The organism is Hyphococcus formosus (assembly GCF_046736345.1).
Taxonomy (GTDB): domain Bacteria; phylum Pseudomonadota; class Alphaproteobacteria; order Caulobacterales; family Parvularculaceae; genus Hyphococcus; species Hyphococcus formosus.
The window spans coordinates 1,560,958-1,576,469 of sequence record NZ_CP157210.1 but is presented as its reverse complement, the minus strand read 5'-3'; the positions used below and the strand labels follow the sequence as shown (position 1 = coordinate 1,576,469).

Below are 15,512 nucleotides of genomic sequence, written 5' to 3'. Positions count from 1 at the left end.
TTTTAGATTTTCGGGGATATCAATCATGCCACTAGCTAAACAGATTAAAGCGCTTTTGCTCTGTTGCACGTCGCTGGCCACGTTTCAGGCGGCGAACGCACAGGACGCGCAAGAATTACAAGACAGTATATCGGACGTCATTGTTGTTCGGGGACGGAATATTCCTGAACCACAGCGGGCGACATCTCAGGTAGCAAGCTTCCTTTCAGCTGATGACCTTGAGCGTAGCGGGGACGAAAACGCGGCGCTTGCTCTAACGCGGTTGAGCGGCCTTAGCGTTGTCGGCGGCCGTTTTGCGTATGTTCGCGGTCTTGGTGACCGTTACTCTTCTGCGCGCCTCAACGGCTCTGTGCTGCCAAGCCCGGAACCGCTTCGTCGTACGGTGCCATTGGACCTGTTCCCATCTAACGTTCTCGCGGGTGCAGTCGTTCAGAAAACCTATTCAGCGGATTACTCCGGTGAATTTGGTGGCGGCGTCATCGACCTGAACACGCTTCGTGTTCCTGATGAGAGCTTCCTCAACATCAAAGGCGGCATTGGTGCAAATCTCATCACCACTGGGAAAAACGGGCTTTTCGTAAACGGTAGCGATCTCGATTTCTTGGGTTACGATGACGGACTTCGCAGCCTTCCTGATCCGCTTGCCGATGTTGTCAACTCGGGAACACCTCTTGCGTCCCTCGATGACAGTCAGGTTGAAGTGATCGGCGAAAGCCTCGTTAACTCGCCACTTACGGTTATCCAAAACGGAACACTTGGTCCGAACTTTGATGCATCTATCAATGCCGGTACCGCGATTGACCTCAATGATGGTCTTCGTCTCGGTCTTGTTGGTGTTGTCGGCTACGATCAGGAATGGACAAACCGTGACGGTCTACGCCAAACAATTCTTGGTACACTGAATACGGATTTTGAGACAAAATCCACAAGCATGGATGCGACTGTAAACGGTCTCGCTGCAGCTACGCTTGAGTGGGATACCGGTGCTGTAACCGCAACGGGTCTATATATTCACTCAACGTTGAAAGAGTCCCAGATTGACGAAGGTGTCGATCGTTCTCAGCCGGGTTCACAGCTCGTAACGATAGAATCGAATACCTTCCTTCAGCGTCAGCTTTATATGGGTCAGCTTTCTGGCGATCAGCGCGTTGGTGAGAATATCGACATTACATGGCGTACGGCGTTTGCGCGCTCTAATCGGGACTCTCCATATGAATGGAACCTGATGCGCTTCCGCGATACGGTCGATTCTGATCCTGTTTATTCATTCGCGAACAAGCAAAGCACGAAGTTTTCATACCTGACCGACGACGTTTTCAGCGGCGGTCTGGATGTTAGCTACGAAATTCCATTTGCTGGTCCACGGGCAGCAAGTGTTTCTGTTGGTTACGAATACTCTGACAACGAACGGGATTACGACATTTATTCTTTCCGTTTCGCAGGCGGAAACTCGCTTCCGGAAGATGTTCAGTCAGCACGTCCTGACTATCTGTTCTCGCCAGACAATATCGACCCGTCTCGGTTCTTCCTTTCGGATGCGTCGTTCACGCCGGATCTATATGATGCGACTATGACGACCCATGCGGGTTACTTCAAATCAGATTTCGAACTCATTCCGACGGTCACAGCGAATGTTGGTGTGCGTTACGAAACTGCAGAACAAATTGTCCAAACCTCTGATCGTTTCGGCAATATCGGTTCTACAACGACGCTGGATAATGATTATTGGCTTCCAACGGCGACGGTCACTTGGAACTTTGCCGATAATATGCAGTTCCGGGTAGGGTACTCACACACTATTGCACGTCCGCAATTCCGCGAACTTGCTCAGTCGTTGTTCTTTGATCCGGAAACAAACCGGTCATATCGCGGCAACAGGTTCCTTGTTGACAGCGAATTTAGAAACTACGACGCGCGTTTCGAATATTACCTTGGGCGTAATCAATTCATTACGCTGGCGGGTTTCTATAAAACAATCGACAATCCGATTGAAGAAATCCTCTTTACCACGACTGGTGATAGCTTCGACACGACCTTCATCAACTCACCGAAAGCTGAGCTATTTGGTGGCGAAGCAGAATACAGAACGCGCTTCGACATTCTTTGGAATGATTGGTTCGAGCGCCGTGAGTGGATCTTCTCAGTGAACTACACCTTCACCGAGTCTGAAATTAAGGTTGAAGCTGGCGACGTTGTCATCAACCCACTTTCAGGTTTTGCAGAAGATGCGACATTGTTCGGCCTTGCCGGACAGCCGCTTCAGGGTACGCCGAAACACATCGTGAATTCTCAAGTTGGTTGGGAAGGCGAGAATGACCGGTTTACCGTCCTCTTTGGTTGGGTTGACGAACGTATCCTTCAACGGGGAAGCCCGACAGGTGGTATTCCGACAGTCTACGAAACACCAGGCATACAGCTTGACGCCGTATACGGAATTGATGTTGTTCTCTTGGGCACCGATGCGACCATCAGCCTGAGTGGCCGGAATCTCCTCGCAACACGTCATGAGGAATTCCAGCTTAGCGATGCAACACCGGAAGGCAGAACTGAATTCCAGACTTATGATCGTGGACGGTCAATTTCTGCAGGACTTACCATCAAGTTCTAACGTAGAAAAATATTTCTCGGTAGAAGGGCTTGCTCAGTCATGAGCAAGCCCTTTTTTGTGTCTGAAATTGTAGGGTTTTGTTGCGGGCCCGGTCGTGATGGTGGTTACGAAACGCAATCCAAAAGATGGGACATTGAACCATTATGTCCCAATATGCGGCATTCATTATTACATCAGTATGGAAATGAAACCGAGAAAACTATACTTCACGCATACTTTGTATCGCGCAATTCTGTTCAATTTTAACATAACAATACATTCGTTTTTGGTATCTAATCCTTAACATATATGTGGTGCAAGCGACTGTAAACATTGGATTATTGGAAGCAATCTTTCAATGCAGGTTATCCGGTTCCTTAATGAAAAGTGAATCCGGTGTGCGGGGAAGATTAAGTAAAACCGAGACGTGGAGTCGTATAATGTGCATGGCGGAAAAGTACGATAATAATACCAACAAAGAAAAAGTTGGCCTTCAGAAATTGTACTCAGGTATTGCCCACTCTGCTATTATACTAGCGATGGCCGTATCGGGGACGTCTGCACACGCGGCAACGTACGTAGTTTCATCCGAAGCGGAATTCATCAACGCCATTAACAGCATCAATGGTGACGCGGACCCAAATGGCACGATTAGCTTGGCGGGCGATGTGTCGATTGCGGATACCGCGATAATTCCAACGGTTAGCAAAGAGATTTATATCGACACGACGGGCGGGCATACGCTGACGGTCAATGCAGATTTATCGAGTTCTAATGCTGTACGTACGGTCGGTGACGGCAGTTTGATTTTTGCTGGCCAAGCGGGGCCGCAGGGAAGGCTCTATCATAATGGCGGAATGCTCCGGTTCGAGGGTGGGGCACAAAATGGTGGTGGCCCCAGTTCCAGATTTTTCATTGGCGGTGACGACGACGCTTCGGTAAGCCTGATCGTTAGCGGGGTCGGGACTGTCATTGATGCTGGGGTCGGGTCTGGATTCTCAAACGGCAGCAATTCAACGACCCTAGTCAGGGTTGAGAATGGCGGCGAGCTCAATGCGATGAGTACAACTGGCTTTAGCAGTAACACTGTTGGGTCGGGCGGTAATGTAACCGTCGAAATTGTAGGTGGCGGTTCTTTGTTCACGACGGGCCGGGTCAGTTCCGGATTTCGCGGGCAGGCAAGCTATAGCATTCTTGATGGTGGCCGCTTTGAAACGGGTACGGTCGATGTTGGCGGCAATTTGGTGAATACCGGATTGGGCGACAGTGTGCTGATTTCGGGAACGGGATCAGCCTGGGAATCGAGTGGCCATTACCAATTTCATGACGGTGATCTATCGGTCCTTGATGGAGGTTCACTTTCTGCAACGCAGTTAAGTTTCGCGCCATCGAATGGTCGTGAACTCGATGCAATCGTTGCTGATGCATCTTCTGTTATTTCTACGACTGCGGGCGATATTAGCCTCGGCGGTACTGACCCCGGTTATACGAGCGTCGGTAAGTTGACGGTCGCTGACGGCGGTATGGTCAGCGCAATGGGCGGTGCTGCGAATATCATTCTAGCGTCCGGTTCGGACGGTGCCGGTATCCTCAATATTGGCGGACGCGAAGGTGAGGCCGCGACCAATCCGGGTTCGGTGGAAGCGGCGTCGATCATTTTTGGTGTTGGCGACGGAACTGTAAATTTCAATCACACCGCCGCGGACTACGATTTTTCGACGCCATTTTCTGGTAGCGGTACGATCAATCAGACCGGCAGCGGACACACAATTTTCAACGTCGATAATTCAGCATTCACCGGTAGCGTGAACATCGATGCGGGCATGTTGACGGTGAACAATGTTCTTGGCGGCGTCACCAACGTCAATGACGGACGGTTGCAGGGCGTGGGGACTGTCGGTTCGACCTTCCATTTTGAGAATGGCATCATTGCGCCCGGTAACTCGATCGGCACTCTTACAATAGATGGCAATTATGTGGGAACTGGCGGGCTCATCGAGATCGAAACGGAACTCGGTGATGACAGCTCGCCAACTGATTTGCTGGTGATAACCGGTGATGCATCCGGTACAGCCAATGTTAGCGTGACTAATGTCGGTGGCACAGGTGCGGCGACTGTTGAGGGTATCAAGATCATCGACATTGCCGGGGCGTCGGATGCAACCTTTTCGCTGCTGGGTGAGTATGAGCTAGAGGGCCAACAAGTGGTTACCGCCGGCGCCTATGCTTACAGCTTACATCAAAACGGCGTTGCGGATCCTTCGGACGGTGATTGGTATTTGCGGTCAAGCCTTGTGCCGGAACCGGAGCCAGAACCGGAACCAGAACCAGAGCCAGAGCCAGCACCCGAACCCGAGCCAACGCCGGAACCGGAGCCAGAGCCCGGTCCGTTGTATCAAGCCGGAATTCCAATATATGACGCCTACGCACGAACACTCCTTGGCGTAAGCGAATTACCCACTTTGCAGCAGCGTGTCGGCAATCGGAATTGGGCCGAGGGAACAGAGAACGCGACACCGTTTCAAGTTGCAAGTGTTAGCGCGGGTGTATGGGGGCGATTAGAAGGGGAGTTCAACCGCGTAAGCCCGACAACGGCGACGAGCCGCGTGTCATACAAAGCCAAGACAACGCGGCTACAAGTCGGCGCGAACTGGCATGTCTTAAACAACGATGATCGGGTCGTCGTCGCGGAATTATCGGCTCAATATCTCAATACTGATAGCGATGCCGTGTCGATTTACGGGAACGGCGAAATCAAATCAGAAGGTTGGGGCGTCGGTGGCGCGATAACCTTGTATGGTAGCAATGGCCTTTATATCGACGGGCAAGCGCAAGCAATTTGGTATGAGAGTGACTTGTTCTCATCGACCGCCACTACGACATTAGCGCAGGATATTGATGCGCTCGGATATTCGACCGGCATCGAGGCTGGGCACCGTTTCTCGGTGGCCCCGGGGTGGACCCTTACGCCCCAAGCACAGCTTGTTTATTCCGGGATCAAAGCTGATCGGTTTACGGATGTATTTGGCGCAGAAGTTATCGGCGATACCAATGACAGTTTTCGGACCAGATTGGGGCTATCAACCGATTACGAAAAAAGCTGGCATAGTAGTGGTGGTCGGGCCTCAGATCTCCACCTCTATGGGGTCTTGAATTTGTATTATGCCGCTACGGATAATGTCGAAATACAGGTGGCCGATGTGCCGATCTTCAATGAAGTTGAAAGCCTGATGGGCGGCGTTTCCATCGGTGGAACGTATCGTTGGTCCGACAGCAAATTTGCGCTTTATGCTGAAGGGTCAGTTGAAACCGGATTGGAATATTTCGGCGATAGTCTTCGCATGCGCGGCACTGCCGGTCTGCGTATATCGTTCTAGCCCAGTGGCGGCCCGAAGAATTTGCGGGCCGCTGTTTGCAATCCAATTCTCTAGTTAAGGCGTAGAAAGTCCCGGATAAGGAGGCTTTCTATGTCGAGAATCTATAATTCCGTGATGGACAGCGACAAAAATCCGCTGTCGAACCTGCCTAAGGCGCAGCGTTTTCAGCTCATGACCTATTTGAGCATCATGTGGACGACAATATTCTGCTTTGGGCTAGGATATTGGACCATATACGGACAATTGATCGTGCTTCACGTTCTTGTTGCCCTAGGCGCGAGTTTTACCGGGTTCACTTTCTATAATGCGCGCCGGAATACCCACCGAGACAAATTCAAACGCGATGACGGCACCGCCCGATATGACGATCTTTGGGGCGCGCCATAGTCTGGGTTTCAGCGAGTTTTCTAATCAGTGAGCGGACGAAATAAATCAGGATCAGGTTGAGAAATTGTCTAGGGCGCTCGTCATCGGTGGATCTGGCGGTATTGGCTCCGCTGTCGCGGATGTTCTCCGAAAAAATATCGCCGATGTTCACGTTATCAGTCGGCGTGAACATGGGCTTGATATACGCGATGAACGATCAATCCGGGATATTGCCGCCATTTTAGACAACAGGGGGCTTCGGTTTAATCTCATATTCGTGGCAACGGGCGCGCTGGAGGTATGCGGCACGCCGCCGGAAAAGTCATTCTCGGTGATAAAAGCTGACGCGATGGCGGAAGCTTTCGCTGTGAACGCTATTGGTCCGGCACTCCTCATCAAACATTTTTCGGCGCTTTTGGCTAAAGACGAAAGAGCCGTGTTTGCGTTTCTTTCTGCCCGTGTCGGGTCAATCGAAGATAACAGGCTTGGCGGATGGATGAGCTATCGCGCTTCCAAGGCGGCGCTCAACCAGCTCGTGAAATGCGCCTCGGTCGAGATAAAGAGGTCGCACCCGAATGCGATAATCACAGCACTTCATCCGGGTACGATTGAAACGCCGCTGACAAAGAAATATGCGCGTGGCCGCTATACCTCGACGCCCCACGAGGGGGCCGAGAAAATGCTTTCCGTTTTGGACAAGCTCACCGCGGAAGATACCGGGACGTTCCTGGACTACAATGGTGACGAAATTCCGTGGTAGCGGTGCGGCCGTTTCCGATTGGCACGCCGACAAAGGTATGATGTGAAAAATCTTCCAGGCTTTGCAATCATTACTGATTCACAAAATGTGCGCATAGCGTAACAAATAAGCCATTGAATTTAGGAAATTATCGAAACATTTGACTTCTCCGCAGCATTTATGCGCACATCGCCTCATCAGTATGATTTGAAAGGCGAGGAATGATTTCGAAATTTACTTTTCCATCTGTGAGGCAAGGGGGCTACGCAGTAATCGCGGGGTTGATCGCCGCGATTGGAAGCCCCCAAACGATGGCCAATGCGGCCGAAGCCTTCAGCGATGAAAGGCTGATCGCAATTGAGCGTGATGTTGCGGCATTCGAAGACGAAGCGACGCAAATGCTCGTCGACGTTGGCAGCATCATTTCGCCCTCGGGCCAAGAGCATGAACGCGCCGCGAAAGTGGCCGAAGAAATGCGCGCGATTGGATTGAAAAATGTGAAGGTCACGAAAGACCGTAATGTTATCGGTCGCATAAAAGGGCGTTCTGGCAAAGCGGTTGTTTTTGTATCGACCTTGGATGATTTGAAAACAGTCGCAGAACATCAGCGCCAGCTCGGTGCGCCGTTGAATGTTTCTGGCCGCCGTGTCGAAGGGCCGGGCTCGAATACGTCGTCGACAACGGTTGCGATGCTGGCAGCAGCACAGGCATTGATCGACGTCAATCTGAAGCCAAAACACGATATTATCTTTGCGGCGGTTGCCGAAGAAGAAACCGGCCTTGACGGCATGCGCGCGCTTTATGATGCGTATCAGGAAGATGCGCTATTGTTTGTCGATGTTTTAGGCGACGGAAGCAGCATCAGCTATGGTGCGCTTGGTATCCATTGGTGGAAAGTTGTTGCGGAAGGACCGCCGGGACATACATTGCGTGGCGGGTTGCCAAATATCAATCTGGCCATTGCCCGTGCCGTGGATCGCATTTTCGCGCTACCGCAGCCAAGCGAATTCGAAGACCGGATGACACGCGTGAATGTTGCGATCTTGAACAGCGGAAAGGTGTTTAATCACAAGCCGCCTGAGGGGTGGTTCTCGCTCGATATCCGATCGCTGGATGCACCGATTATCGCCGATATTGAAAGCGATGTGCGCGAGATTCTGAGCGAAGTCTCTGATGAAACTTCGATTTCATTGGAGATGGTGCCGGAGAACATGACGCCGGGTGGTCAGATTCCCGGTGCGTTGGAAAGCGACCTCGTTCGTTGGTCCGTACAGATTGCAAAACGATTGGGGCTGGAACCGAGGCTGAGCGATGCAGGCTCTGCAAATCTCAATATCGCGATCGCAAATGGTACGCCCGCGATCGGCCTTGGCGGCGAACGGGGCGGCCAACGCGGCCACCCCGGTGAATGGGCTGATATTGATGCAATGATGCGAACAGCGCGGCATGTGGCGCTGCTCGGTTATCTAATGGGTCAGGACGTCCCAGCGCCTGCTGAATAAGTTGAGCCGGGTGAGGCGATAGCATTCGCCTCACTCGCATCGTCACTCTTGACCCACTTTGCAGCATCACGAAGCGCATCGATACGGTTTTCATAACGCGTGTTGTCTTCGATGCAGTGATCGGCGTTTAGGCCGGAGAGGACTTCCCGGATTTCGTCGGTCATGCCGCTAATATATACCCGCTTGCCCGACTGTTTCGCGTCACAGGCGATCGTCTCAACCGCGCGTGCGGCGGAAACGTCGATAAATGGAACACGAGAGAAATCGAGAACGATTGCGCTTGTGTGGTCTTTCACGCGCTCGCGCACGCGGTGGCCAAGATCCGCCGCAGCACCAAAGCTAAGCGGACCACCGAAATCGAACATTGTGACCCGGCCCTCTGACGCGGACAGGAGATCACGCTCCTCTGGTGTCGTGACGCGCGGCTGCGCTTCGCCAAAGGCGACGAGCTGATCGTCCGCCATCTTTTTAACGAAGGCGAGAGCCGCAAGAACAACACCGACACCAACAGCGGTAATCAGGTCAACAAATACGGTCAGGCCAAGGACCAATGCCATCAGGGCGAGGTCCCAACGCGGTCCCTTATGGGCGCGTTTCAGATAGGCGATGTCTAGAATGTCATAGCCAACCTTCACAAGAATACCTGCAAGCACTGCGTGCGGAATCTGTGATGCCAATGGCGCGGCGATAAGGATGATCACAACCAGAATGATCGAGTGCAGCATGCCTGAAATGTTGGTTTTACCGCCGCTTCGGATGTTGACGACCGTCCGCATGGTGGCACCGGCACCGGGGATCGCTCCAAAGAAACCAGCAACCGTATTACCGATACCTTGACCGATAAGCTCGCGGTTGGAGTTGTGGCGGTCGCGGGTCATGTTGTCGGCGACGAGCGAGGTCAGAAGACTGTCGATAGCGCCGAGAATTGCGAGGATAAAGGCGGCTTCGACAACCACGAAGAACGTGCTCTGCGAGAAGGCAGGAACCACGAAAGAAGGCAGGCCCGTCGGAATATCCCCTAGGATAGGTGCGCCTTTCAGGGCGAGGCTGAGCAGTGTACCGATGATCAACGCCGCGAGTGCGCCCGGCACATATTTACCGAGCTTTTTCGGCCAGGTGAAAATCACACCCAATGTGACAAGACCAATCGAAAGCGCCGCGATGTTTGGGTTTGCGATTGCGCCGGGGATCGCCGCAAGAGCAGGGATCGTCCCCGATGCTTCTGGCTCGTGACCGAATAGGCGAGAGAGTTGGAGCGCAATAATGATGCAGCCAATGCCGCTCATAAAGCCGGAAATGACCGGATAGGGCACAAGGCGGATATATTGGCCGAACCGAAATACGCCGAACAATATCTGGAATATACCGGCCAGAATAACGGACGCAAAAACGAGTGCCGGCTCGCCCGAAAGCGAAGAAAAGACACCGGCGAAAACAACAACCATCGGGCCGGTTGGGCCCGATACTTGTGTTTTTGTGCCGCCAAACAGGGCCGCGAAGAAGCCGACGAAGACGGCTCCCCAGAGACCTGCAATTGGTCCGGCACCGGAGGCCTCGCCAAAGGCGAGGGCTAGGGGTAGCGCGACGATCCCTGCGGTCAAGCCGCCAAAGACGTCACCGCGCAAATGCGAAGTGTCGATGAGTTTCATTGCAGTTCTCCGAAGCGGATTAAATTATGCCGCGCAATTTTTGTCGGCTGTCGCTAATGCGGCCATTTCTGATGCATAGCGTTCGGTGACGTTCAAAAAGGCGTCTTTCGATTCATCATAGGCAGTCACGCCACCGGATTTGATGTCGTATAGCCAGCCATGAAGTTGCAGATCACCTTTTGCGAGCCGTGCGGCGACGGTCGGGTGTGTTTTCAAGTGCTGCAATTGAAGAACAACATTGCGCTCTAAAAGGAGACGCATTTGCTCTTCTGGCGATGCGTCGCCAGCAATCTCTTTCACAATGTCGACGGCGGCTTTTGAATAGCCAAGCCATTCTTTCACATGCGGAAGGGATTCGACCGAATCGGGGTTCATCGCCCCTTTCATCGCGCCACATTCTGTATGGCCACAAACCACAATATGCGGAACGCGCAGGACGGCCGTCGCGAACTCAATTGAAGCGGTCATTCCGCCAGTGGAATTAGTATGGGGAGGGACGATATTGCCTGCGTTACGGCAAATGAAAAGTTCACCCGGTTCTGTTTGCGTGATCATCGCGGTTTCGATACGCGAGTCAGAGCAGGTAATGAAAAGCGCCTCAGGTGATTGGCCTTTGCTTAGCTCTTCGAAAAGATCTTTTTTGTTTGGGTAAACGTCAGTTTGGAATTTCACAACACCGGCTGCGAATTGCGGCATAAGTCTAGTACCCTTTTGTTACTACCCAGATGAACTGGCTTAAATGCTACAGTTCCTGGCTCCATTCTGTGCGGGAACGGAGCCAGGTGAAACGCTTTTCGAGGGGGGCAGAGGGTGGAAAAAAGCGTTCCATTGTGCGGTGCAAGATGGTGAAATCATTGCACTTGCGCAATCGGGAAGAACGATAAATTTTGATAGAAAAAAACTATTAAACTGAGGAGTCGAGGATAGGGTTATCAATCATCACAATTGGTTTACCAATATCAATTTCGGGTCATCGCGGTACGGTTAAATCATCGAATTTGCGTTCAACGACATTGCGAATGACTTGGCCAAGTTCTCTATACGCACGAGCGCGGCCTGCGCTTTTTCGCCAGGCAAGACAGATAGTGCGATAGATACGTCTGCCTTTTATCCGCGCAACTACGATTTCGGAACGGGCTTTAATTTCGGAATGCACATAAAGCGCTGGCAAGAACGCTGCCCCCATTCCCATACCGACCATTAGGCGAAGTGCATCAAGGCTTGTCCCTTCGTAATCGCGCAGGAAATGGGCACCATGCTCTTGGCATAAGGCGTTAACTTGATCATTGAGGTGATAAAGCGGGTTCAGCGACAGCATATCGAGGCCCTTTAATGCGCTAATAGGAAGGGCTTTCTTCTCTCGCGCCTGTTCGGCGAGGGGGTGGTCACTCGCCAGTGCCAGGTAAAGTGGTTCACGGAACAACTCAAACGAAACGTGTTCTGTGCTTTCGACGGGGTATTGAGCCAGGATCAGGTCGTGAACCCCAGCGGTTAATTCATGTTCCAATTCTCGCGGGCTATTCTCGCGTACATAAAGACTGAGGTCTTTGTGTTGCTTGTGCAGCGTGGCCACCACATGCGGCAGTAGATAGGGACCCAAGGTCGGTTTTGTCCCGAGGCGAATTGTGCCGCTAAGCCCATGCTTTGCGTCATTGGTAAAATCTATAATGCTACGAGAATCTTCGACCACGCGTCGCGCACGATCTGCTACTTCTCGACCGATGGGGGTAAGGGCAACGCCTGAGCGGCTACGCTCTACGAGTTTTACGCCAAGGGTCTCTTCGAGATTCGAGATTTGTACGCTTAGGGATGGTTGGCTAATGCCGCATCGCTCCGCGGCTTTTCGGAAGTGATTAAGGTCGCTGATCGCCAAAAGATATTGGAGCTGTTTAAGAGTGAGAGGAAGTTCGGCCATAAATTAATTTAGGTTACAAAATTCATTTTATAGATGGGTTTTAAGAAGTGCCGAGATACAAAAAAGGCCCGCTTGAGCGGGCCTTTTAAGTATTTGATTTTTATTGGCTCATAGCGCGCAACATCCATGCGGTTTTCTCATGCGCTTGAATACGAACCGTTAAAAGGTCTGCACTTGCAGCGTCACCCGCATCTTCAGCTGCGCTCAGGCCTTCGCGTGCACGCTTGATGAGTGTTTCGTGATCCGTCAAAAGCCGTTCGATCATTTCGCTTGCTTTTGGCGGTGATGTATCAGCGCTCTCGATGGCTGAAAGATCTGCGAACTGTTTGCCGCTCGTAGGCGCGAAAACGCCCAATGCGCGAACGCGTTCAGCGATTTCATCAAGTGCTGCCCACATCTCGCGGTACTGATCTTCAAACATGACATGCAGGGTTTGGAACTGCGGGCCGGTGACATTCCAGTGATAAGAATGGGTCTTCATATATAGAGCATAAGTGTCTGCGAGCGTCGCATTCAGCGATTCCGCAACGGATTTGCGTGCGTTCTCGTCCAGACCAATATCGATTTTAGACATTTGCGAGTTCTCCTCTAACCTCTTGAAACCTGAACAACACATAAGGTGCCGGTTTGGTTCAATCAAATTGATAATACTAAAGCGCAACTTCGAGAAATTCGATACCGGGTTCGGGCCCCTTAATCAGGTCAATGAAGCCGTAAATCGCTGAATTCTTGAGCAGGCGTCACGAAGTTCCTCGGTGGCGGCAGCGTACGACACTCTGAAAAATGGGGAAAGGCCGAATGCGGCCCCAAATACGGCTGCGACCCCCTCGGTTTTCAGAAGTTCACTGGTAAAGGTCTCATCAGACTCGATAACCACCCCTTCGGGCGTCTTTTTACCAATTGTACCGGCACAGGACGGATAGACGTAAAACGCACCTTCCGGTGTTGCGCATTCAATGCCCTCAGCGTCGTTCAGCATATCGACGACAAGATCTCGACGTTCTTTGAATGCTTGGTTGCGTTCGGCAAGGAAAGATTGATCACCATTGAGGGCTGCAACGCTCGCATATTGGCTGATCGAACAGGGGTTGGATGTTGACTGGGACATTACCTTGGCCATCGCCTTGATGAGCGGTGCGGGGCCGCCCGCAAAGCCAATCCGCCAGCCGGTCATTGCATAGGCTTTTGATGCGCCATTGACGGTCAGTGTACGATCATAAAGCGATGGTTCGACTTGCGAAGGTGTCGTAAATTCAAAACCATCATAGACAATGTGTTCATACATATCGTCTGACAGTACCCAGACATGCGGATGTCTTAAAAGCACGTCCGTGAGTGCTTTTATCTCTTCGCGGCTATAGGCTGCACCTGTCGGATTAGACGGCGAATTAAAAATGAACCATTTTGTATTGGGCGTGATCGCGCGCTCCAGCGCTTCGGCGGTCAATTTGAAATTAGTATCCGCGTCAGCAGAAACGATCACGGGCTTGCCACCGGTCAAGAGCACCATGTCGGGGTATGACACCCAATAGGGCGCGGGAATAATCACTTCGTCACCGGGGTTCAGCGTTGCCACAAGCGCATTATAAAGCACCGCCTTGCCGCCAGGGGCCACCGTGATCTGTGACGTCTCATAACTAAGATCATTGTCGCGTTTGAACTTCGCTGCGATTGCTTGTTTGAGTTCCGCGATGCCGTCTACGGCCGTGTATTTCGTCTTTCCGTCTCGGATTGCCGCGATCGCCGCTTCTTTTACGAATTCGGGCGTATCGAAATCGGGTTCTCCAGCGCCAAGGGAAATAATGTCCCGGCCTGCCGCTTTGAGGTCTCGGGCAGCCTGAGTTGCGGCCATCGTCGGTGAAGGTTTTACGCGCGAGAGGGCAGCGGAAGGCGTAAAGGTGCTCATTTTTTGTTGATTCCCATGACGGATTGCATCGGTTTCATAGCTCTTTTGTGCGTCGCAACCAATGATTTTCGGTTTGAATCGGCGAAAATCCCCATTTCAGGTCGAAATCTAAGTCATTGATATTATTGTATTAAAAATTCGCCCAAAAATGACGGATTTCGCGGATGAGCGCAAGGAATTTGTTGTCTAAGCTATTGAATAATATGCTATAAATAGGGTGTTGGGGAAGAATTTTGCGGTCGATTTCACAACTTTTGGTTTTCTGATTTTCTCTAATGTGTTCTCATAAGGGTAGGCGGGGGCAACTTAGGAGCGCCTATGATTGCGGAATTGCAGTCGGCAGTTTCTCAAGTCTCGAGTCGGAAAGCCCGGTTACGGGGGCTTACGCAAGTCGAGTCAGTCAAAATCAAGGTCGAGCGCGCAGCGCTTTTATTTCGTGGTGCACCGGTTGCGATTTTTGCCAGTATCGCAAACGCGCTGATCATCTTTCTTATCGCCAGATCATACGTCGAGCAGACTATCCTTTTGGGATGGGTCGGCGCTGTGATGGGCGTCGCGCTGTTACGCGCAGGGCTATGGCTTAAATTCAAAATCAGTGGCGTTTCCGCACGCAATCTATCGCGATTTGCGCGCTTGCATCTCTCGTTCATGGTCCTTAACGGCGCATTATGGGGGGCGCTTGGGCCCATATTCTCCGTGTCCGGTGCAATTGAACATGCTATTTTACCATTCATCATAGCGGGCATGACCGCCGCGGCAATCGTATCCGCTGGGGCATCTTGGCGTGCAGTTCTTGCGTTTAATCTGCCGGCATTATTGCCGTTAGCAGCGGCCTACGCGATTACATTAGGGACGGCCGGCCTCGGAATCGCAGCGATCATCGGTATTTATACGTTAGCGACCACCTATCTTGCATTGACAACGCAGCGCATGATTGACCGGTCGATCCTGTTACATACTAAGAACGAGAAATTATTGTCGGTCCTACGGCGCCGAGTTGATGATGCGCATACGGCGGAACAGCGTTTCCGCGCATTAGTTGAAGCGTCGCAAGACATAACGCTTATATTCTCGCCTGAAGGTAAGCTTGTGTATGCGAGCCCGTCAGCGGAAAAAGCGTTCAATACCCCATCTGGTGTTTTAGTCGGGAAGACCACAAAAGAAATAGTGCACCCGGATGACATGTCGCAATTTCGCTCAGTGGGAGAGAAATCACTTTCGCAATTGGGTGAGGTAATCGGATTGCCGCATGTCTGTATGCGCGGCGCACAAGAAGGGGAGTATGTGGCCATGACCGGACGGTTAACGAACATGCTCTATGTGCCAGGCGTCGAAGGGTTTGTCTTTAGCGGCAGTCGCCTGCGGGAAAACCGCCATACCCATCATGTTCATGCAGCTGAGTAATACGCTTGCGTCTTGCCTCTGTCGGAAACATGCGCATTAGTGATGTAATCACTAGGCATGTTTCTTT

The 15,512-nt window shown here is 51.8% G+C and carries 11 protein-coding genes; 6 read left to right on the top strand and 5 right to left on the bottom strand.

What is annotated here, in order from left to right; translation table 11 throughout:
• The first annotated feature begins 25 nt into the window (after positions 1 to 25).
• The 5 genes from ABFZ83_RS07160 (at position 26) to ABFZ83_RS07140 (ending at position 8,571) form a co-directional block, all read left to right on the top strand.
• Entirely contained in the window at positions 26 to 2,608 is a 2,583-nt protein-coding gene (locus ABFZ83_RS07160; RefSeq protein ID WP_411818754.1) for a TonB-dependent receptor domain-containing protein, read from the top strand.
• Positions 2,609 to 3,033: 425 nt separating this feature from the next.
• On the top strand, positions 3,034 to 5,964 hold the full coding sequence (locus tag ABFZ83_RS07155) for an autotransporter outer membrane beta-barrel domain-containing protein (protein WP_411818753.1): 2,931 nt from the start codon (positions 3,034 to 3,036) through the stop codon (positions 5,962 to 5,964).
• Positions 5,965 to 6,054: 90 nt separating this feature from the next.
• On the top strand, positions 6,055 to 6,351 hold the full coding sequence (locus tag ABFZ83_RS07150) for a hypothetical protein (protein ID WP_411818752.1): 297 nt from the start codon (positions 6,055 to 6,057) through the stop codon (positions 6,349 to 6,351).
• Between the two features lie 64 nt (positions 6,352 to 6,415).
• The gene (locus tag ABFZ83_RS07145) at positions 6,416 to 7,090 is read left to right on the top strand and encodes an SDR family NAD(P)-dependent oxidoreductase (protein ID WP_411818751.1); all 675 of its coding nucleotides are present in this window, start codon (positions 6,416 to 6,418) and stop codon (positions 7,088 to 7,090) included.
• A 290-nt stretch (positions 7,091 to 7,380) separates the two neighbouring features.
• Positions 7,381 to 8,571 carry a M20/M25/M40 family metallo-hydrolase gene (locus tag ABFZ83_RS07140; RefSeq protein ID WP_411818750.1) on the top strand — a complete coding sequence of 397 codons (1,191 nt, stop codon included), beginning with the start codon at positions 7,381 to 7,383 and terminating at the stop codon, positions 8,569 to 8,571.
• On the opposite strand, the gene ABFZ83_RS07135 is transcribed toward ABFZ83_RS07140, so the two are convergent.
• The 5 genes from ABFZ83_RS07135 to ABFZ83_RS07115 all read right to left on the bottom strand — a co-directional run bounded on the left by ABFZ83_RS07135 (position 8,544) and on the right by ABFZ83_RS07115 (position 14,041).
• Positions 8,544 to 10,220, bottom strand: a complete 1,677-nt coding sequence (locus tag ABFZ83_RS07135) for a SulP family inorganic anion transporter (RefSeq protein WP_411818749.1) — start codon at positions 10,218 to 10,220, stop codon at positions 8,544 to 8,546. The two genes, ABFZ83_RS07140 and ABFZ83_RS07135, sit on opposite strands and share 28 nt — an antisense overlap.
• A gap of 24 nt (positions 10,221 to 10,244) precedes the next feature.
• Entirely contained in the window at positions 10,245 to 10,916 is a 672-nt protein-coding gene (locus ABFZ83_RS07130; RefSeq protein ID WP_411818748.1) for a carbonic anhydrase, read from the bottom strand.
• A gap of 274 nt (positions 10,917 to 11,190) precedes the next feature.
• The gene (locus ABFZ83_RS07125) at positions 11,191 to 12,135 is read right to left on the bottom strand and encodes a hydrogen peroxide-inducible genes activator (protein ID WP_411818747.1); all 945 of its coding nucleotides are present in this window, start codon (positions 12,133 to 12,135) and stop codon (positions 11,191 to 11,193) included.
• A gap of 100 nt (positions 12,136 to 12,235) precedes the next feature.
• The gene (locus ABFZ83_RS07120; RefSeq protein ID WP_411818746.1) at positions 12,236 to 12,709 is read right to left on the bottom strand and encodes a Dps family protein; all 474 of its coding nucleotides are present in this window, start codon (positions 12,707 to 12,709) and stop codon (positions 12,236 to 12,238) included.
• Positions 12,710 to 12,832: 123 nt separating this feature from the next.
• Complete coding sequence (locus ABFZ83_RS07115) at positions 12,833 to 14,041, bottom strand: pyridoxal phosphate-dependent aminotransferase (protein ID WP_411818745.1); 1,209 nt, start codon at positions 14,039 to 14,041, stop codon at positions 12,833 to 12,835.
• Between the two features lie 318 nt (positions 14,042 to 14,359).
• Between ABFZ83_RS07115 and ABFZ83_RS07110 the strand changes: the two genes are divergently transcribed.
• Complete coding sequence (locus ABFZ83_RS07110) at positions 14,360 to 15,445, top strand: PAS domain-containing protein (RefSeq protein ID WP_411818744.1); 1,086 nt, start codon at positions 14,360 to 14,362, stop codon at positions 15,443 to 15,445.
• Positions 15,446 to 15,512: the final 67 nt, after the last annotated feature.

Excerpts from the sequence above, each read along its gene's own strand:
- ABFZ83_RS07160 (WP_411818754.1), top strand. The coding sequence starts at position 26 with ATGCCACTAGCTAAACAGATTAAAGCGCTTTTGCTCTGTTGCACGTCG.
- ABFZ83_RS07155 (WP_411818753.1), top strand. The coding sequence starts at position 3,034 with ATGGCGGAAAAGTACGATAATAATACCAACAAAGAAAAAGTTGGCCTT.
- ABFZ83_RS07150 (WP_411818752.1), top strand. The coding sequence starts at position 6,055 with ATGTCGAGAATCTATAATTCCGTGATGGACAGCGACAAAAATCCGCTG.
- ABFZ83_RS07140 (WP_411818750.1), top strand. The coding sequence starts at position 7,381 with ATGGCCAATGCGGCCGAAGCCTTCAGCGATGAAAGGCTGATCGCAATT.
- ABFZ83_RS07135 (WP_411818749.1), bottom strand. The coding sequence starts at position 10,220 with ATGAAACTCATCGACACTTCGCATTTGCGCGGTGACGTCTTTGGCGGC.
- ABFZ83_RS07130 (WP_411818748.1), bottom strand. The coding sequence starts at position 10,916 with ATGCCGCAATTCGCAGCCGGTGTTGTGAAATTCCAAACTGACGTTTAC.
- ABFZ83_RS07125 (WP_411818747.1), bottom strand. The coding sequence starts at position 12,135 with ATGGCCGAACTTCCTCTCACTCTTAAACAGCTCCAATATCTTTTGGCG.
- ABFZ83_RS07120 (WP_411818746.1), bottom strand. The coding sequence starts at position 12,709 with ATGTCTAAAATCGATATTGGTCTGGACGAGAACGCACGCAAATCCGTT.
- ABFZ83_RS07115 (WP_411818745.1), bottom strand. The coding sequence starts at position 14,041 with ATGAGCACCTTTACGCCTTCCGCTGCCCTCTCGCGCGTAAAACCTTCA.
- ABFZ83_RS07110 (WP_411818744.1), top strand. The coding sequence starts at position 14,360 with ATGATTGCGGAATTGCAGTCGGCAGTTTCTCAAGTCTCGAGTCGGAAA.